The organism is Streptomyces sp. RG80 (assembly GCF_040446465.1).
Classification (GTDB): Bacteria; Actinomycetota; Actinomycetes; order Streptomycetales; family Streptomycetaceae; genus Streptomyces.
On sequence record NZ_JBEAAJ010000003.1, the window covers coordinates 374,051 to 392,200 of the forward strand.

Genomic DNA, 18,150 nt, shown 5'->3' on the forward strand with positions numbered 1-18,150 from the left:
CTCAGATCGGCTGTGGCTCGAAGTCCCAGTACGGCGGCTCGTCCGCGGCCGTCGACAGCGCCGCCACGCAGGCCAGCAGCAGCGGATGCCCGTCGTCGACGGCACCCCGAGCCCGGCGCAGGGTGTCCTCGCGCCCGGCGAGGGCCTCCTCCTCGCGCCCCGAAAGCCGCCGTACCGCCGCCGCGTTGAGGGCGCAGCCCAGCGTCCACGGATGGTCGGCGCCCAGCGCGGCCGTCATCCCGCGCAACGCCTGCTCCACCAGCCGCCGAGCCCCCGCGTGGTCCCCCAGGCGCCAGTACACCAGCCCCAGGTTGCCCTGCACGCCCACGGTGTTCGGATGGTCCTCGCCGAGCAGATGCCGGTAGTCCTCGGCCACCTGGAGCGTCAGGTCGGCGGCTTCGATGGGATCGCCGTGCGAGCGCAGGAAGGAGGCGTGGTCGGCCTGCATCATCAACGTCATCGGATGCCGCGCGCCCTGCAGCTGACCGCACCGCTCCACGAGACCGCGCAGCAGCTCGCCCGCGGCCTCGTACTCGCCCGAACGCCGCAGACACAGGGCCTGGTTGTGCAGGGCCAGCAGAGTCTGGGTGTGGTACTCGCCCATGGTCTCGCGGTGCAGCCTGGTGTTGGCGTCCTGGAGCGCGGCGGCCTCCTGATGGCGCCCCAGGAGCCGCAGCGAACGGGCGTAGGTGAGACCGGTGAGCAGGGTCAGCCGATGGTTCGGGGGGAGCAACCGCTGCCGCAGGGCCAGCAGTTCGCGGTGCACGGCGGCCGCCTCCAGATAGCGGCCGAGCAGCCCGAGGGCCACGCCGAGATTGTGCAGCGAGCCCTGTGTGTGCGGCGCCTCCGGCCCCTCCAGGGCGTCGTACGCCCGCCAGACCCGGTCGCAGAGCTGGTGCGCCTCCTCGAACAGGCCCAGCGCCATCAGGGTCCCGCCGAGCCCGACCTGGGCCCGCAGCAGTTCCGCGTCGTCGGCCGCCCGCTCGTACTCCAGCTGCTCCACGACGGCCCGCCCGACGGCCTCCGCCTCCCGGTAACGCCCGCAGCGCCGCAGCATGTTGGCGTGCTGATGGACCAGCACCAGCATCGACGGATGGGTCGCCGGCAGCCGCACCCGCCAGCGCGCCAGCACCTGCTCGCACAGCGTGAGCCCGGTGCTCTCCTCGTCCCGCAGCCGCAGGTACTCGATGCAGTTCAGGACGAGTTCGCGCACCGAGTCCTCGGCGCTCTCCAGCGCGCCGGACGGATACAGATGCGGCAGCAGTCCGGCGTACGTCGGCCAGGCCCGTACGTCGGAGGGGCGCTGCGGGTCGGCCGAGACCAGCACCCGGCAGGCGACCGCGGACAGTTCGTCCCGGTCGGCGGGGGAGAGGGTGCGGCGCAGGAAGCGGTGGTAGAGGCGGTGCATCTCCACGCTGTCGACATAGGTGTCGCTGTCCGAGCCCTGCACGTAGTCCATGCGCACGGCCGTCGACTCCGAGAGCCGGGCGAGCGCGTTCTGCCAGCGCGCCGGGTCGGCCGCGAGCTCCGTCAGATGCGCCGGCAGGTCGCCGCGGGCCTGCTGGAGCTGCCGTACGGGGATCGAGCCGGGCGAGAACATGGCGAACAGGCGCAGCAGTTCGGTCGTCTTGGGGTTGTCCTGCTCCAGGGAGCTGAGGGTGATCGCCCAGCTGGCCTGGAACCCGATCGGGTAGTCGGGCAGGGTCTGGATGCCGATGTCGTCGGCGTCGGCGCGGCGCAGCCGGGCGATGTAGTCGGCGGCCGGCATCCGGTTGGCGTCCAGCCAGGCCGTGGTCTGCGCGAGCAGCAGCGGGAAGTCCTCGACGGCGTCGGCGAGTTGGTCGGCCTCGTCGTCGGTGAGCCGCTCCACATGGCGGCGGGCGTAGCTGACGCTCTCGGCGCGGGTGAACCGGTCCACCTGGATCTCCGCGACGCCGCCGGAGGCCGCCCAGCCGCGGGTGAGGGTGGTGATGGCGACATGGCCGCCGCTCTCCGGCAGCAGGTCGTCGACCTGTTCCATGTCGTCGGCGCTGTCCACGATGAGAAGCCAGCGCCGCCGGCCGGTGCGCAGCGCCTCCCGTACCGCGCGCACCCGCTCGCCCAGCGCCCGGGCGTCGGTGAGCTGGAGCCGGTCGGCGAGGTCGGCGAACTGCTGCCGTGCGGTGGCCCGGAAGCTCGCGCTGATCCACCAGACCACGTCGTACTCGTTGGCGAAGCGGTGCGCGTACTCGATGACGATCTGGCTCTTGCCCACCCCCGAGATCCCCCGCAGCGCCACCCGTGCCCCGGCCTGGCCGCCGCTCTCGAACAGGGCGTGCAGCTCCTCGAGGACCGGATCGCGGCCCGTGAAGCGGAGATTGCGGCGCGGCACGTTCCAGACGGCGGGCGGCGCGTCCGGGAAGCGCGGCGCGACGGGCGCGTCCTCCTCGGCGTCCGGCTCGGTGCGTTCCAGACCGAGCGCGGCCAGCATGCGGCGCAGCGCCTCGGCAGGCTCCAGCTCCCGCAGCGCGGGCGGGCCGAGGACGGCGGCCGCGGCGGGCAGCGCCCGGGTGGACAGGTCGAGGGCGGCGAACCGGTCGAGCCGCGGCGCGACGACGTCGGCCAGCGCCTCGGCCCACTCGGCCTCGGTGCGGTGGCCGAGCCGCAGATACCCCTCGTCCAGGAGCAGCAGGATCCGGCCCGGGGCGCCGAGCAGGTCGGTGAGCAGCCGGTTCAGCGGTACGCCCGGCGGTGGGTCCCAGCGCAGCAGGTCGGTGCGGCAGCCGTGCCGCTGGAGCTGGTGCGCGGCCCAGGTGGCCCAGGCGCGGTGGCTGCCCGCGTAGCTGATCGTGACGTGGTCGGGGGACCAGGTGCCCGAGGTGCGCGGGGCGGGGACCGTGCCGGGGCGGGCGGTGCCGGGAAGGGTGGCGGGGCGGCCGTTCGCCGAGGGCACCACGACCTGCCCGGCACCGGCGGGCAGCGGCTCCGCGACGATCTCGCTGGGCAGCTCGACCGTGCGGACCGGCACCCCCCAGCGGTTGGTGATGGTCAGCCAGAGCGTGCCGGGCCCGGGGGTGCGGTCGGCGGTGACCACGAAACGGGCCGGGCCGTAGGTGCCGCCGAAGCGGTGCAGGACGACGCTGGGCTCGCTCAGCGCCTCGCACACGAAGTGCGGGGCACCGTCCAGGGCGACGCCGAAGTCGAACTCCTCCTCCTCATAGGGCCAGTGCTCGTCGCCCGCCGGCCCGTTGAGGTCGACGGTCACGAGATAGCTCTGCCCGGCCTGCGCCTTGCGGGGCCAGCCGACCAGCGGCTCGACCAGCAGGGCGGAGGCGTCGCCGGTCATGCCCTCACCTCCTGGGCGCGCACCCTGAGCCGGAGCGTGGTGAGCGGGTGTCCGAAGTAGAGGAACATGAAACTGTAGAGAACCAGCAGGATCTCCCGCTGCCGCTCGGTGTAGGTGCGGCTGTCGACGTCGAGCCAGGGCAGCGCGTCGGGGTCGGGTAATCGGGCCACGGCACTGGCCCGGAACTCGCGCAGGGCGCGCGCGACGGGCAGGTCCGGGTCGGCGCACACCCGGCCCACCAGCTCCCTGATCAGCAGATGGGCGAGGTCGTCGCCCACCTTTCCGGACGTGGCGATGCAGCCGCCGGCGCCCTTGCGCAGGAACAGTTCGGCGAAGCCCCGCAGGGCGTTCTCGCCCCGCCCGCGGTTGTCGAACATGCGCCCGGACTCGCAGGCGTTGAGACAGACGAGGGTGCTGCCGCCCCGAAGGCCGTGCATGGCCTGCCGGTTGAGGTCGCTCCAGCTCACCGAGGCGATCTTGACCTCGTGGGCATGGGCGCCGTACTCGGCGTGACACCCCATGTACACCAGTCCGGCGCCGAGGTCGGGGCGGGTGAGTTCGGTCAGGAAGGTGCGGGGGGTGCCGATGTGCGCGCGGTGCACATAGTCCTCGAACACCTCGACGTCCCGGCTCATCTGCTCGGCGTAGTAGCCCAGCACGTGTCCCGAGCAGGCCGCCGGGGTGCCGAAGGGGGTGGTCCCGGCCTCGCGGACGGTGGTCCAGCGCACCACCGTCACCAGGGCGCCCAGGATCCCGGCGACCAGTCCGTGTTCCTGGTGGCCCGTCAGATGCAGCAGCTCCCAGGGGATGTCGTAGTCGGTGTCGTCCCAGACCACCAGCTGGAGCTCGGCGCCGTGCCGGGCCCGCAGCACGTTGATCCAGCGGACCAGCGGGTCCTGGCCCTGTGACCATTCGGCGAGCCCGAGGAGGATCTCGCTCGGTGGCATCGGGCTGCCGGGCCTGAGGTTGTGCAGGACCAGGTCGTCCGGACGCAGCCGGGTGTACTCGGAGTCGAGCCCCGTCTCCAGCTCACCGCTGTGCCCGGTCAGCCAGAACGCGTCCTGCCCCGGCTCGCCGTACGCCCGCTGCACGGAGAGCTTCGCGAACCCGGCGGGCAGCCGGGCGTCCGGGTCGACGGGCGCGGCGGGCAGCCGTACCGCCTCCTGCGGTTCGGCCACGTGCTCGGGGACGGCGGCGGGGCGCGGTGCGGCGAGCGGCTCGGGGGCCGGCGGCCGGGCGGGCAGGCCCGGGCCCAGCGGGATCGCCCCGCCGAGAGCGCGGGGGCCGGACGGTTCAGCGGACACCGGTCACCCCCCGTGCGGTGCGCCCGGCGACGGTCACGCCACCGAGCGCGTCGGCGAGCTGGAACGTCAGGTCCGGATACGGCTGACGGGCGGCGTCCACGACCACGGAGTGCAGCCGCATCCGCCCCATGGCGCCGATCCGGCCGGCCGCCGACAGCGCGTCCTCGATGCCGGTACGGCGCACCGGGCCGGGCAGTCGGTCGCCCATGCCGGTGTCGAGCGGAACGTTGCCACGACCGTCGGAGACCACCACCAGCCAGGCCTCCACCAGGTTGGAGCGCTGCTGGAAGGCCCGGCGCAGCAACTGGTCGGTCATCGCCAGACCGTGGGCGAGCGGGCTGCTGCGCCCGGCCGGCCGGTGCAGTGCGCGGCCGACCCGGGGGTCGAGGACGCTGCGGGCGACGAAGTGGTCGGCCCTGAGCTCGTGCGCCGCGTCCCGGCTGCCGACCTCGACCACACAGATCGAGGCGCGGCCGGTGTAGGCCCACTGGAGGTACGGGGCGAGGGCCGGCTGCCAGTCCCAGCCGCGCCGGCAGGTGTGGTCGAGCAGCAGCACCAGCATGCGCTCCGCGACCGGCAGCCGGGCGTAGCTGCGGAAGTCGCCGGGCAGCACCACGAGCCGGCCGTCGCCGTCCACACGCAGAGCGCGCCGGCCGGGCAGGTTCTGGTGCTTGGCGGCCTCGATGGCGGTGGCGACGAAGGCGAGGTCGCGCAGGGTCGTCGCGGACCGTACGCCGATCACCGGGCCCCGGGCCGAACTGGGTTCCGGACGCCGCTGCCACGGGATGCGCAGCGGGGCGAACTCCCTCAGGAACCGGGCGTCGTCCTCCGGGAAGGGGGAGCCGACACCTTCCCCCGCGTCGGCGGCGAAGGTGTCCAGGGCCTCGGCGGGGCCGGCGGGTACGGCGACGGCGGTGCCGGTGATCTGGGCCGCGGGTCCGTCGTCGGGCACCGGGTCGGGCTTCGCGGGCTCGGGCACGGGCCGCTGCTCGCCGTCGCCGTCGTGGGTGACGGGGCCGCGGTCGGCGGGCAGACCGGAGCCGGGCGGTACGGGGGGCCGGGCGGCCACGCCGATGAGCCGAGCGGCCTCGTCGACCCGCTCGGGCCCACAACTGCCGTCCCCGGCGAACACGGCCAGCGCCCGGGCCAGCCGCGCGAGTCCGAGGGCCCGCCGACTCCCCCGGTCCCCGTCGAACAGGGCCACGGCCCGGGCGGCCCCCTCCTCGGACATCGCGCACCCCACCCGAAGCCGGGAGCCCAGGACGTCCTCCCAGCCTTCGGGAAGCTCACCGAGGAACGGTTCGGAGCCGGGCGTGGCCGTGCCGTTCCCACGTGACCGGTCCAACGCGTCCAGGAGGCGGTCCGGTTCCAGGCCCGCCGCGTTGAGGCGGATCGGGAAGCGGTCCAGCAGATGGGAGGAGAGCCGGCCCACGTCCGACTCGCGGCACGCGGCCAGCCAGCGGGCCCGGGGACGCCAGCGGGCGCGGAAGCCGGAGCGTTCGACCGCGGCGACATCGGCGCCCAGAAGCTGCACCGCGGCCCGCATGCCGGGAAGGCTCAGCCGGACCAGGTCCGGGACCACGACCAGGGTCGTGGCCTGCGGGTCGGTGTCGACCAACGGGCCCGGGGCGAGCGAGAAGTTCATGCCGGCGCCCTCGTGGCGCAGTGTGGGCCGCAGCCACAGCTCGTCGTCCCCAGTGACCGAGCCGAGCATCGCGCGCCGCACCGGCCGCCCGCCGCGCATCCCGAGCAGCCCGGCGAACGCGTCCGTCACCGGCGCCACCATCTCCGGCTCCAGATCGAACAGCAGCACCCCGTCGAGCCCGGGCCCCAGCGCGGAGCACGCCAGCACCTGCGCCAGACGCTGCCGTGCCACCCCCGTCCGCCCTTCCGGGGCCGTCGTCATCCCAGCAGCCCGTCGAGCAGGTCCGACTCCTCCGGGGTCCATTCGACGGGTCCGCCGTGGGCCGCTTCCGGACGGCGGTGGCGCAGGGAGAGGGGGACGACCCGGCGTACGTGGTGGGGGGTGACCTCGTCCGCGCCCTCGAAGGCCGCCAGGGCCCGGGCGGCCCAGGCGGTGACGACCTCGCCGCGGTGGCCCACGGCCCGCAGCTGGGTGGCGACGTCGGCGCAGAGCTTGGCGATGTCCTCGCTCAACCGCACGTCCTGCACCGCGACCCGAGCCGTGTCCAGCCGCTCGCGCAGCGCCCTGTCCGCGGCGAGCCCGTCGGCCAGCCAGGAGGACTCCGTGCCGGCCTCGTCGTCGAAGCGCAGCACGGCCAGCACCATCGCCCGCCGGGCCTCCTGGTCGAGCTCGGACACGGCGACCATCAGCCCGAAGCGGTCCAGCAACTGCGGCCGCAGACCGCCCTCCTCGGGATTCATCGTGCCGACCAGCCCGAAGCTGACACTGCGCACGGCGTCGATGGCCTCCCGCTGCACCGACAGCACCCCGGTGGAGACGACATCGAGGATGATGTTGACGATGTGGTCGTCCAGGAGGTTGACCTCGTCGATGTACAGCATCCCCTTCTCGCCGGCCTCCTGGAGCAGTCCCGGCTGCGACTGGGCCACCCCCCGCATCAGCGCGTCGAGTTCCCAGCCGCCCAGCACCCGGTCGTCCGTGGCGTTGATCGGCAGCGTCACCGGCAGCTCCCCGCGGGTCAGCAGCGAGAACGCCCGCACCACCGTGGACTTGGCCGTCCCGCGCTGTCCGCTGACCAGGACGCCCCCGATCCGCGGCGCGATGTAGTTCAGTTCGAGCGCGAGCTTCAGCTCGGTCTGCCCCACCACATAGCTGTACGGCAGGATGTGGATCTCCGCGTCACCGGCCCCACCGGTCACGACGTGCCGCCCGGCGTCCAGCGGAAGGTGACCACCAGCTGGGCCTCCGCCGTCGACTTGACCAGGAGCGCACCGAGTTCGGCGTCCAGCTTGATCGACAGCTGGAGTTCCACCTCGTCCGGCACCAGCCCCTCCCCGAGGTCCTGGAACCGGTCGGCCGCCTGCCGCGCGCACCGCCGGGCCAGATCGAGACCGTCGGTGTAGACCTCGCGGGCCGCGGTCATCACGCGTTCGGCCGGATTGCCCCGGGTGTCGATGCCCCGGTACACGTCGTCGACGCCGCCCGCGGCCGGTACGCCGTCCACCTCGACGTAGATCGGCCCGTCCAGGCCGTCCGACGCCACCCCACTCACGATCGCCATGCAGCACTTCCCCCGTCCAGCGAACCGGATCCCCTGTGCCCCTACCTTCCCCATTCTGACCCGTGGTCAACAGCCTTGTGGTCAACGCGTGTTGATCGGTTCGCTCACGGCGTCGAGGTCGGCGGCGCGGCGCACCCGGTCGGCGATGTGCAGGATCAGCCGGTCGAGGTCGGCGCAGTACACCGAGGGGTTCAGAAAGCCCTCGTCGGCGCGGTAGCGGTGGGCGTAGTTGCCGCCGCCGCAGACGTCCGCCAGCGGGCACACCAGGCACTCGGGAGCCAGCGCCTCGCGGCCCAACTGCCGGGCGACGACGCCGGGATGGTCCAGGGCGTCGTCGAAGGAGTGGTGGAAGACGTCGTAGCCCGTGGCGGGGGCGCCCGCGTAGGCGGTCTTCAGCGAGTCCACCTGCTCGATGGCGCCGTCGGTGTCGACGACCACCGCGACCACCGGCGAGTTCCCCACGGCCTCGGCCTGGCCGTCCAGCCCGAGCAGCAGTCCGATGATCTCGCAGAACAGCCGGATCGGGACGGCCTGTTCACCGGAGTCGAACCACAGGTCGAACACCTCGATCAGCCAGTCGGCGTACGGGTGGGGGCCCGCGGCGGCCGGCGGATGCGCCCAGTCGGCGTGCGGCAGCAGCAGATCCATGGACGGCGGTTCCAGCGCGGTGAGCGAGGTGTACACCTCGACCGGGTCGGAGTCCGGGTCGATCACGCTCAGGATCCCGGCGTACGCCTCCGGGCGGCGCCGCAGCACCTCGAGGCCGGCGGCGGCCGCCGCCCAGGTGGAGCGCCCGGCGTGGTCGACGCGGCGCCGGTTGAGCCACGGGGTGCCGCCGTCGAGGCTCACCCCGATGCCGATCCCCGCGTCCGCCAGCCGCCGCACCCGGTCCTCGGTGAGCAGGGTGCCGTTGCTCTGCACACTGGCGTCCACCCGGCAGCCCGCGCCGACGGCCTCCCGTACGGCGGTGACGTAGCCGACGAGCGTGTCCACACCGGCCAACAGGGGTTCGCCGCCATGCAGGTTGACCTGTAACGAGGACAGGGAGTGGGTCTCGACGTGCTCGGCGATCCGTTCCGCGGTACGCCGCATCACGCCGGGCGGCACCCGGCGCGGACGGTCCCGCCAACTGCTGTCGGCGCCCTCGTAGACGTAGCAGTAAGTACAGGCCAGGTTGCAGCGGCCGTGCACTTTCAGGACGAACTGCCGGAAGGGCACCGCCCGTACCCCGGACCGCCGTAAGCCGGCGACGTCCAGGGTCTCAAGAGGCCACCGGGCGGTCACAGTTGATACGGGCCGTCCTCGTAGAAGGCCATCGCGGGACCGCCGCGCAGCTTCCGGGGGAGCAGGCCCGTGGCGACCGCCGCGAGCCCCGGATGCGATGCCTCGCGGGACAGCGCCACCAGGTCGAGATCGGTGAGGTCGGGCAGTGCGCCGCCCGGCCCCCGTACTCCACGCAAGGGTGGCCTGTCCCCTTCTGTACCCCGCACGTTCACCTCTCCAGGACGGCTGAACCAGCCTCTTGACACACGGCCCGGCCCACCCTACTGGCAGTGGCGCTGCTGAAATGTTCGCGCCGGGCTCCTGTCAGGTATCAAGTTGGCAGCGGTCGCTGGGGTCTGGCTATGTGTCAGGTCGGAAGGGGCTCGAAGTCCCAGTAGGGACGCTCCCGACGGCGAATCGACTGGGTGTGCGGATGTTGGGCTCCGAGGGTGTCGGAGAGCTGCTGGAGCGCCTCGTGCTCCAGCTTGGACGCCTCCTGGCCGCGCCGCAGAACCCGCAGGTCGGAGGCGAGCGCCGCCTTGCAGGACAGGGTCAGCGGATGAGTGTCGCCCAGCGCCGCCCGCGCCGACTCCAGCACCCCGCGGGTGAGTTCGGCCGCGCCCTCCTCGTCCCCGGCCAGGCTGCGCGCCCCGCCCGCGTTGAGTCCGGCGCCCAGCGTCCAGGGGTGCGACGGCCCCACCGCGGCGCGCATGTCGACGAGCGCCCCTTCCGCGATCCGCAGCGCCTCGTCGCGCTCCCCGTACTCCCACAGGGCGAGGGCCACGTTGCCCGCCGTGCCCACCGCGTAGGGGTGCTGCGGGCCGACGAGCCGGGCGTACTGCTCGGCGACGCCCGCCGCCGACTCGCGGGCCTGCTCCAGGTTGCCGTGTTCGCGGTTGAACGTGGCGAAGTCGGCCTGCACCAGCAGGGAGTCGGGGTGGCTCGGGCCCTGCCGCTGCACGAACCGCTCCACCACGCTGCGCATCAGCGACTCGGCGCCCAGCAGATCGCCGTTGCGTCTCATGCAGAGCGCGAGATTGTGCTCGGCGAACAGCGTCTGGGGGGTGTAGCGGTCCATCGTGTTGCGGTGGGCACGGACGTTGAGCTCCTGCCGGGAGGTCGCCTCCGCGTAACGGCCCAGCAGACGCAGCATCCAGGCGTAGAACATGCCCGAGCGCAGGGTGAGATGGTGCCGCGGGCTCAGGATCCGCTCACGGATCAGCAGGATGTCGCGGTGCAGCCGCAGCGACTCCTCGTAGCGGCCCAGCAGACTGGTGACCACGGCGAGGTTGCCGCGGTCCTGCAGGGCGCGCGGGGCGTCGGCGCCCAGGGTGCCGGTGTACGCCCGGACGCACTCCTCGAACATGCCGTGCGCCTCGTCGTAGCGGCCCAGCGAGACCAGGGTGCCGCCGAGGCCGTTCTTGGCGCGCAGCAGGTCGGGGTCCTCGTCGGTCCGATGCTCCGAGAGCTGGTCCAGGACGGCCCGTCCGACGGCCTCCGCCTCCAGGTAACGGCCGCTGCGGCGCAGCATGTTGGCGTGGTCGTGGATCAGGATCAGCATGTCCCGGTCGTCCGGACCCAGCCGGTTGCGCCAGCGGGTGACGGCCTGCTCGCACAGTCTGAGGGCGGCCCGGTTCTCGCCCCTCACCCGCATGTACTCGATGCAGTTCAGGACGAGCCCGCGCACCACCGGGTCGGGGCTGTCCAGGGCGCCCGCCGTCTCCAGGTGCGGGATGAGTTCGGCGTACCGCGTCCACTCGCGGGTGTCGATGGGGCGCCGCGGGTCGGCGCCGGCCAGCAGGGTGCAGGCGATCGTCGACAGGGCCTCGCGGCGGTCCTCGGTCAGGGTGCTGACCAGGAAGCTGTGGTAGAGGCGGTGCATGGAGACACGGTCCACGGCCGGTTCGGCGTCGGAGGACTCGACGTAGTCCAGCCGGACCGCGGTGGACTCCGACAGCCGGCGCAGCGCGGTGTGCCAGCGGATCGGGTCGCCGGCCAGCGCCGCCAGATGGTCCGGCAGGTCGGAGGGGTGGGCGGCCTGCATCAGGCGGACCGGGATGGCGTCCGGGGAGAACAGGGCGAACAGATGGAGGAGCTCGACCGCCTCGGGGTTGTTCTCCTGGAGCGTGTTGAGAGTTATCGACCAGCTGGTCTGGAAGCCCATCGGGTAGTCGGAGGAGATCCGGATGCCGATCTGGCTGGCCTCGCCGCGCCGGATCATCGAGATGTAGTCCTTGGCCGGCATCGCGTTGGCGTCCAGCCAGGCCGCGGTCTGCGCCAGCAGCAGCGGCAGGTCCTGCACGGCGTCGGCGAGCTGGTCGGCCTCGGCGTCGTTGAGCCGCTGGGCGCGCCGCAGGACGTAGGCGACGGACTCGGGCCGGCGGAAGGGCTGCACCTCGATCTCGGTGACGTTGCCGGAGGCCGCCCAGTCCTGGGTGAGGGTGGTGATCAGGACGTGGCCGTTGCCCTCCGGGAGCAGGTCCTCGATCTGCTCCATGTCGTCGGCGGAGTCCAGGATCAGCAACCACCTCTTGTACGGCGTCCCGGTCCGCAGCGCCTCGTGGACCGCCCGGATCCGCTCGCCCAGCTCCTGCCCGACGGGCAGCTCCAGACGCGGCGCGAGCTGCGCGAACTGCTCGCGCGCCGGGGCACGGAAGCGGGCCCCGACCCACCACACGATGTCGTAGTCGTTGCCGAAGCGGTGCGAGTACTCGTTGGCGATCTGGCTCTTGCCCACACCCGAGATGCCCCGCAGCGCCACCCGCGCCCCGCTGCGGCCGCCGCGCTCGAAACGCGCGTGCAGCTCCTCCAGGATGGCGTCGCGGCCGGTGAAGCGGACATTGCGGCGCGGCACGTTCCACACCGACGGCGGGTCGTTGGGGAAGCGCGGCGCGGCGGCGCCGGAGGGGGCGACGGGCTCGGCGGACCGGTCGAGGTCCAGGCGGCGCAGGATCCGGCGGCGGGCCTCGCGCGAGTCCAGGTCGCGCAGGTCGACCGGGCGCAACGGAGCGGCCGTGGCGGGCAGCGCCCTCGTCGCCACGCTGACCGCGGAGAAGCGGTCCACATGAGCCGGCACCACCTCGTGCAGCGCCTCGGTCCACTCGGCGTCCGAGCGCGGGCCGAGCGAGAAGTACCAGTCGTCCAGGACCAGCAGCACCCGGCCGGGCGCCTGGAGCAGATTGCGCAGCGCGTCGGCGAGCGGCATGCGCAGCGGAGGGTCCCAGCGCAGCAGCGTCGTCTCGTGGCCGAGCTGCTCCAGCTGATGGGCGATCCATGTCGCCCACGGCCGGTTGAATCCCGCGTAGCTGATGGTGAAGTGCTCGTGGGACTCGGCGCCCTTGGACCTGTCGGTCATCCGACCGTCTCCCCTAGACCGAAATCAATGGAATGTCGTTTTTTGCAAGTTTTGTGCACGTTTAGTCGCGTGCACTTTAAGCGATACGTCGCTCAATCCGGGGGCATCACCGCGCTCAGCCGCGCGGCCGCGTGCCGCACGAGCCGCTCCAGGTCGGCGCAGAACACCGACGGATGCCGAAAGCCCGTACCGCGCGAGTAGCGGTGGCCGTAGTTGCCGCCCCCGCACACCCGGCCCACCGGGCAGGCCCGGCACTCGTCGGCGAGCCCCGCGACACCGAGCTGGCGGGCGACGATCCCGGGATGGTCGAGGGCCTCGTCGAAGGCGTGCCCGAAGACGTCCAGACCGGTCGCCGTCGCGTGGTCGTAGGCGAGGTTGAGGGAGTCGATCTGCTCCACCGAACCGTCGGTGTGCACCACCACCGCGCAGGTCGGCGACAGCCCGATCGACTCGGTCGTGCTGGGCACCCCGAGCAGCAGCGCCACCACCTCCGTGAACAGCCGGACCCGGGGCTGCGAGCCGTCGGGCGTGCCGTCCCACCACAGGTCGAAGGCGGTGGCCAGCCAGTCGCCGTAGGGGGTGGGCACGGCGGGCCGCCCGCCGGGGGCGCGGGCCGGCAGACCAGGCGGCGGGCTCGACCAGTTCGCGTGCGGCAGCAGCAGGTCCAGACGGGGCGGGCGGAGCTCGGCGAGCGAGGAGTACACCTCCCCGGGATCGCTTGTGATGTCGATGGCGCACAGGATCCCGGCGTACAGCTCCGGCCGGTCCGACAGCAGCCGCGCCGCCCGCCGGGCCGCCGGCCACGAGGAGCGCCCCGCGTGGTCCACCCGGCGCCGGTTCAGCCGCGCGCTGCCACCGTCCAGGCTCAGCCCGACCCGGACGCCCGCGTCGGCGAGCCGGTCCAGGGTGCGCTCGGTGATCAGGGTGCCGTTGCTCTGCACGGTGGCACGCAGCGCGACCTCGGCCGGCAGCGCCCGGCGCACCTCGGCCGTGTACTGGAGGGCCGTGTCGGCGCCGGACAGCAGCGGCTCACCCCCGTGCAGATCGATCCGCACCTCGGACAGTCCGTGGGCGACGGCGTGTTCGGCGATCCGCACGGCCGTCTGCCGCATCACCCCCGGCGCCACCCGGGCCGGCCGGCCCCGCCAACTGGCGTCCTCACCCTGGTAGATGACGCAGTAGGTGCAGTCGAGATTGCAGCGGCTGTGCACCTTGAGGACGAACTGCCGGAAGGGGAAAGGTTGTTGGCCCGCACGCCGGAGGGCCGCCACGTCCAGTTGGGCGTGCGGCCACGGTGCCGACTCCCGGTCCCGGGCGATCCGTAAGCTGTCGTCCGAAGCGGTCTGCACAGCATCGCCTCCCCGTGGGCGGCCCCGTGCCGCCGCTACCGTTCTACCCCCGGGGAGTCCTCGTGATACGCCACGAGCCCGCCGTCGGCGTCGCAGGAGCGGGCCAGCAGCGTGGCCAGCACGGCGCCCAGCACGGGGTGGTCGACCCGGGCGCGCAGTGCGGCCAGATCGGTGCCCCGGTAGTCGGGGAGCGGGGTCCACGCCTGTCCGTCTCGTCCGGTCGGCTCCGTCACACTGCACACTCCCTTTCACCGTCCCCCTGCTCCGGCGAGCGCGGCCATGCGCTCGAACGTCGACTGCGCCTGCGGCCCCCGCGCCGCGCCGGCCCGCTGCCACAGCGCCCAGGCCGCCCGGTACGACTCCAGCGCGTGCTCCGGACCCGCCGTCCGCTCCAGCACCACCCCGCGCTGGTGGTGCGCCCGGGCGGCCAGCAGCGGCTCACCGGCCCGGTCCGCACTCCGTACACCGTGGTGGTACGCGTCGGCCGCCAGGTCCAGCCACTCCGGCGCCCCGGAGCCACCGGCCAGCGCCAGCAGCACATCGCCGCGCTCCAGCCACGCCAGTGCCGCGGTGCGGTCGTCGCGCGCGCCCCGTGCCGCCCGGGCCAGCACCCACTCGGCCTCGTGCAGATCGGTCGGCGTTCCGCCCGCGCCGTGATGATGACGCAGCGCCCGCCCGAACAGAAGCCTCCGGTCGGCCAGATGGGGATCACTGTCGGCCGTCAGCGCCAGCGCCGCGCGCAGCACCCGTACGGCGTCGGTGGCCACCGGCAGCCCGTCGTCGTGCTCGGCCCGGGCCACCAGCACCTCGCCGCGGCCCGCGAGCAGCTCCGCCCGCTCCGGGTCGTCACGGTCCAACAAAGCCTCGGCGCGTGCGAAGCACCGGTCGGCGGCGAGGAGTTCGGCCGGCTCGGCGGTGTGCCGGTAGCGGGCGGTGTGTGCCTCGGCGAGTCGGTGCAGGGCCGGTACCAGCAGGTCCGGCTCCTGGTCGTGGGCCGCCTCCACCGCGCGCTCCAGCGCCTCCAGGACCCCGGGATGCCCGGTGTCCCCGGCGGCCACGGCACGGGCCTCCGCCAGGTCCAGCAGGGCCCGGCAGCGTACGGCGGACGGGGCGCTGTGCCGGCCGGAGAGCCGTACGCCGTTCTCGAAGTCGGCCGCCGCGCGCAGCGCCAGGGTCCGCGCCTCGTCGGCCGCGTCACGGCCCCGGGCGTCGTCGGCGAGCGCCAGCAGCAGCCGGCCCCGGGCCAGCACCGCCGGATCGAAACCGGGACGGCCGGGGAGCGAGGAGGGTATTCGGGGACCGCCGCCCGCGGCCGATCCGCCGGAGACCACGGCCGGTCACCGGCCCCGGTGCGCGGCGGTCGGGGTCGCGCCGGGCGTAACGTTTCGGACACCGGCGTACGAAGGCCCGGGGTTCGTCCGGCGGTTCGTCCCGGCGCGCGGGGGTCCGGTTCGCCTGTTTCGGGAGGACGCGCTCCCGGCCGTGTCGTCGTCGGTCCCCGTCATGCCCGGCCGCGCTCCGGTGGGAGGGGCCCCAGGTACACGCGCGACGGGGCACCGCGCCGGGCGGCCGCACCACTCACTCACGTCGCGCTCCTCGTCATGGACGTCCGGATGCGTGCGAACTCCATGACAGTACGCGCACTCTGCCCGGTCAACAGTGCTTTCCGGCCGCCCAGCGGAAATACCGCCGCCGAAGTGCGGCAACACAAGCGGTCTAGACTCACCCGGAACGGCCCGCCCCACCGGCCGAAAGCGGTCAACCTCGGCCAGACCCGAAGGGTATTCGGCGTTTTGATACGGATAGATTCAGTCACCAAGCGGTACCCGGACGGCACGGTGGCGGTCGACCGGCTGTCGTTGGAGATACCCGACCGCTCGATCACCGTCCTCGTCGGCCCCTCGGGCTGTGGCAAGACCACCACCTTGCGGATGATCAACCGGATGATCGAGCCCACCGAGGGCACCATCCTCCTCGACGGCGCGGACATCCAGCGGCAGCCCGTCAACACCCTGCGCCGGTCCATGGGTTACGTCATCCAGAACGCCGGGCTCTTCCAGCACCGCACGATCGTCGACAACATCGCCACGGTGCCCCGGCTGCTCGGCTGGAGCAAGGACAAGGCCCGCGCACGCGCCCGCGAACTGATGGAGCGCGTCGGCCTCGACTCCTCGCTCGCCAAGCGCTACCCCTACCAGCTCTCCGGCGGCCAGCAGCAGCGCGTCGGCGTGGCCCGGGCGCTCGCCGCCGACCCGCCGGTCCTGCTCATGGACGAGCCGTTCTCCGCCGTCGACCCCGTGGTCCGCAAGGGGCTCCAGGACGAACTCCTGCGCATCCAGGAGGAACTGGGCAAGACCATCGTCTTCGTCACCCACGACATCGACGAGGCCGTCAAGATCGGCACCATGGTCGCCGTGATGCGCACCGGCGGCCGGCTCGCCCAGTACGCGCCGCCCGCCGAGCTGCTGACGCACCCGGTCGACGCGTTCGTCGAGGACTTCCTCGGCGCCGACCGGGGCATCCGCCGGCTGTCGTTCTTCCCGTCCGCGGGCCTGGAGTTGTCGACCGCGCCGGTCGTCCCGATCGACGCCACCGCGGAGCGGATCGCCGCGCACGACACCGCGGACGCCCCCTACCTCCTCGTGACGGACGCCGACGGCAGGCCCCTTGGCTGGAGCGAGCCGCAGGATCTGACGGCGGGCGAGATCGACGTCGATCGACTGGTGTCCCACGGGCGGCCGTTCGTCGCCGGCACCGACTCGCTGCGAGCCGCGCTGGACTGTGCCGTGCTCTCGCCCACCGGCTGGGCCGTCGCGGTGGACGAAGACGGACGGGTCGCCGGAGTGGTCTCCCAGCAGGCCATAGCGGAGGCCATCCGCGGCGCCCACGCCGAGGGACGCACGGACGGCCGTACGGACGCGAAGGTCGCCGGATGAACTGGGACCGTATGTTCGACATCCCCAGCGACCTCCAGCACAGCTGGCTCGGCCTGGTCGGGCTGCATCTGCGCGAGGCCCTGCTGCCGGTCCTCGCCGGCCTGCTGATCTCGCTCCCGCTCGCCCAGCTCTGTGTGCGCTTCCGCTGGCTGTACCCGCCGGTGCTGTGGGTGACGACCGTGCTCTACGCCATCCCCTCGCTGGCCTTCTTCGTGCTGCTCATCGACTACACCGGCATGACCGAGCTGACGGTGATGATCCCGCTCACCGTCTACAGCCTCGTCGTGCTGGTCCCGGCCGTCGTCGACGCCGTGCGCTCGGTCCCGCAGGAGACCCTCGCCGCCGCGACGGCCATGGGCTTCGGGCCGGTACGCCGGTACGTCCAGGTGCAGTTGCCCATCGCCGTGCCCGCGATCATCGCCGGGCTGCGGGTGGCGACGGTGTCCAGCGTCAGCCTCGTCAGCGTCGGCACCCTCATCGGCAACCAGGGCGCCCTCGGCAACCTGCTGAACGACGCCACCATCTACAACCGGCCCGAACTCGCCGTGAACGCCGTGCTCTCCATGGCCGGCCTCGCGATGCTCGCGGACGCCGCGCTGGTCCTCCTGCGCCGGCTGCTGACGCCGTGGATGCCGAGCCCGGCGCGTACCAGAGGGCGGAAGTCCGCCCCGGCCCTGAAAGAGGCGGCCCGGTGAACCTGCTCCACTTCATCAACGCCTTCTTCGGCGACAGCGCCCACTGGCACGGCTACGACGGCATCCCCACCCGCCTGGCGGAGCACGTCCGGTACACCCTGGAGGCGCTCGCCATCGCCGCCGCCATCGGGCTGCCGATCGGCCTGGTCTCGGGGCACTACGGGCGCGGCGGGACCGTCCTGTCCCTGATCGCCACGGCGGGGCGGGCCCTGCCCACGTTCGGCCTGCTGGTGGTGCTGACCCTGCTGGTCGGGTTCGGCATGGTGAACGTGATGACCCCGCTCGTCGTCCTCGCCGTCCCGCCGATCCTCGTCACCAGCTACGAGGCGATGCGCTCGGTCGACCCCTCGCCGGTGGACGCCGCGCGCGGCATGGGCATGAGCGAGGCCGGGGTCCTCTTCCAGGTCGAGATCCCGGCCGCGCTCCCGCTGATCCTCAGCGGCCTGCGCTCGGGCGCCATCCAGATCGTCTCGACCGCCACCATCGCCGCGTACGTCAGCCTCGGCGGCGTCGGCCGCTACATCATCGACGGCCTCTACCAACGCGACTACGAGAAGGTCGTCGGCGGCGCCACCCTGGTCGCCGGCCTCGCCCTGGTGACCCTGGCCCTGTTCTGGGCGATCGGACGGCTCGCGGTGTCGCGGGGGGTGCGCCGGAGCGCCTGAGCGTTCCGCTGGAAATGCCGCGTGATGCCGCCGTTCGGCTGCGGCGCCGTCG

Annotated in this window: 14 protein-coding genes; 3 read left to right on the forward strand and 11 right to left on the reverse strand. The window is 73.1% G+C overall.

Features of this window, described 5'->3' with window-relative positions:
- Window position 1: 1 nt before the first annotated feature.
- From fxsT (ABKA17_RS11805) to ABKA17_RS11855, 11 genes are all read right to left on the reverse strand, one after another.
- On the reverse strand, window positions 2-3,325 hold the full coding sequence (fxsT, locus tag ABKA17_RS11805) for an FxSxx-COOH system tetratricopeptide repeat protein (protein ID WP_353691916.1): 3,324 nt from the start codon (window positions 3,323-3,325) through the stop codon (window positions 2-4).
- Window positions 3,322-4,629 (reverse strand): CHAT domain-containing protein, encoded by a 1,308-nt coding sequence (locus tag ABKA17_RS11810; RefSeq protein WP_353691917.1) that lies wholly within the window; start codon window positions 4,627-4,629, stop codon window positions 3,322-3,324. Before ABKA17_RS11810 ends, fxsT (ABKA17_RS11805) begins: the two co-directional genes overlap by 4 nt.
- Window positions 4,619-6,505 carry a magnesium chelatase gene (locus ABKA17_RS11815; protein ID WP_353691918.1) on the reverse strand — a complete coding sequence of 629 codons (1,887 nt, stop codon included), beginning with the start codon at window positions 6,503-6,505 and terminating at the stop codon, window positions 4,619-4,621. Before ABKA17_RS11815 ends, ABKA17_RS11810 begins: the two co-directional genes overlap by 11 nt.
- A 26-nt stretch (window positions 6,506-6,531) precedes the next feature.
- Entirely contained in the window at window positions 6,532-7,473 is a 942-nt protein-coding gene (locus ABKA17_RS11820) for an AAA family ATPase (protein WP_353691919.1), read from the reverse strand.
- Window positions 7,470-7,835 carry a CU044_2847 family protein gene (locus tag ABKA17_RS11825; protein ID WP_353691920.1) on the reverse strand — a complete coding sequence of 122 codons (366 nt, stop codon included), beginning with the start codon at window positions 7,833-7,835 and terminating at the stop codon, window positions 7,470-7,472. Before ABKA17_RS11825 ends, ABKA17_RS11820 begins: the two co-directional genes overlap by 4 nt.
- 81 nt (window positions 7,836-7,916) lie before the next feature.
- On the reverse strand, window positions 7,917-9,053 hold the full coding sequence (locus ABKA17_RS11830; RefSeq protein WP_353691921.1) for an FxsB family cyclophane-forming radical SAM/SPASM peptide maturase: 1,137 nt from the start codon (window positions 9,051-9,053) through the stop codon (window positions 7,917-7,919).
- A 62-nt stretch (window positions 9,054-9,115) separates the two neighbouring features.
- Window positions 9,116-9,295, reverse strand: coding sequence for a YxD-tail cyclophane-containing RiPP peptide (locus tag ABKA17_RS11835; protein WP_353691922.1), 180 nt, complete (start codon window positions 9,293-9,295; stop codon window positions 9,116-9,118).
- Window positions 9,296-9,465: 170 nt separating this feature from the next.
- Entirely contained in the window at window positions 9,466-12,453 is a 2,988-nt protein-coding gene (gene fxsT / locus ABKA17_RS11840; protein ID WP_353691923.1) for an FxSxx-COOH system tetratricopeptide repeat protein, read from the reverse strand.
- A gap of 92 nt (window positions 12,454-12,545) precedes the next feature.
- A complete protein-coding gene (locus ABKA17_RS11845; protein WP_353691924.1) occupies window positions 12,546-13,802 on the reverse strand; it encodes an FxsB family cyclophane-forming radical SAM/SPASM peptide maturase in 1,257 nt (418 codons plus the stop codon).
- 35 nt (window positions 13,803-13,837) lie between these two features.
- Window positions 13,838-14,035: a YxD-tail cyclophane-containing RiPP peptide gene (locus ABKA17_RS11850; RefSeq protein WP_353691925.1), complete on the reverse strand. Its 198-nt coding sequence runs from the start codon at window positions 14,033-14,035 to the stop codon at window positions 13,838-13,840.
- A gap of 15 nt (window positions 14,036-14,050) precedes the next feature.
- Window positions 14,051-15,052 carry a hypothetical protein gene (locus ABKA17_RS11855; protein ID WP_353691926.1) on the reverse strand — a complete coding sequence of 334 codons (1,002 nt, stop codon included), beginning with the start codon at window positions 15,050-15,052 and terminating at the stop codon, window positions 14,051-14,053.
- A gap of 543 nt (window positions 15,053-15,595) precedes the next feature.
- Here ABKA17_RS11855 and ABKA17_RS11860 point away from each other — a divergent pair.
- From ABKA17_RS11860 to ABKA17_RS11870, 3 genes are read left to right on the forward strand one after another with little or no spacing between them, the layout of a single operon-like run.
- Window positions 15,596-16,738 (forward strand): ABC transporter ATP-binding protein, encoded by a 1,143-nt coding sequence (locus tag ABKA17_RS11860; protein ID WP_353691927.1) that lies wholly within the window; start codon window positions 15,596-15,598, stop codon window positions 16,736-16,738.
- Entirely contained in the window at window positions 16,735-17,433 is a 699-nt protein-coding gene (locus ABKA17_RS11865; RefSeq protein WP_353691928.1) for an ABC transporter permease, read from the forward strand. The genes ABKA17_RS11860 and ABKA17_RS11865 overlap by 4 nt, the downstream gene beginning before the upstream one ends.
- The gene (locus ABKA17_RS11870) at window positions 17,430-18,098 is read left to right on the forward strand and encodes an ABC transporter permease (RefSeq protein WP_353691929.1); all 669 of its coding nucleotides are present in this window, start codon (window positions 17,430-17,432) and stop codon (window positions 18,096-18,098) included. The genes ABKA17_RS11865 and ABKA17_RS11870 overlap by 4 nt, the downstream gene beginning before the upstream one ends.
- Window positions 18,099-18,150: the final 52 nt, after the last annotated feature.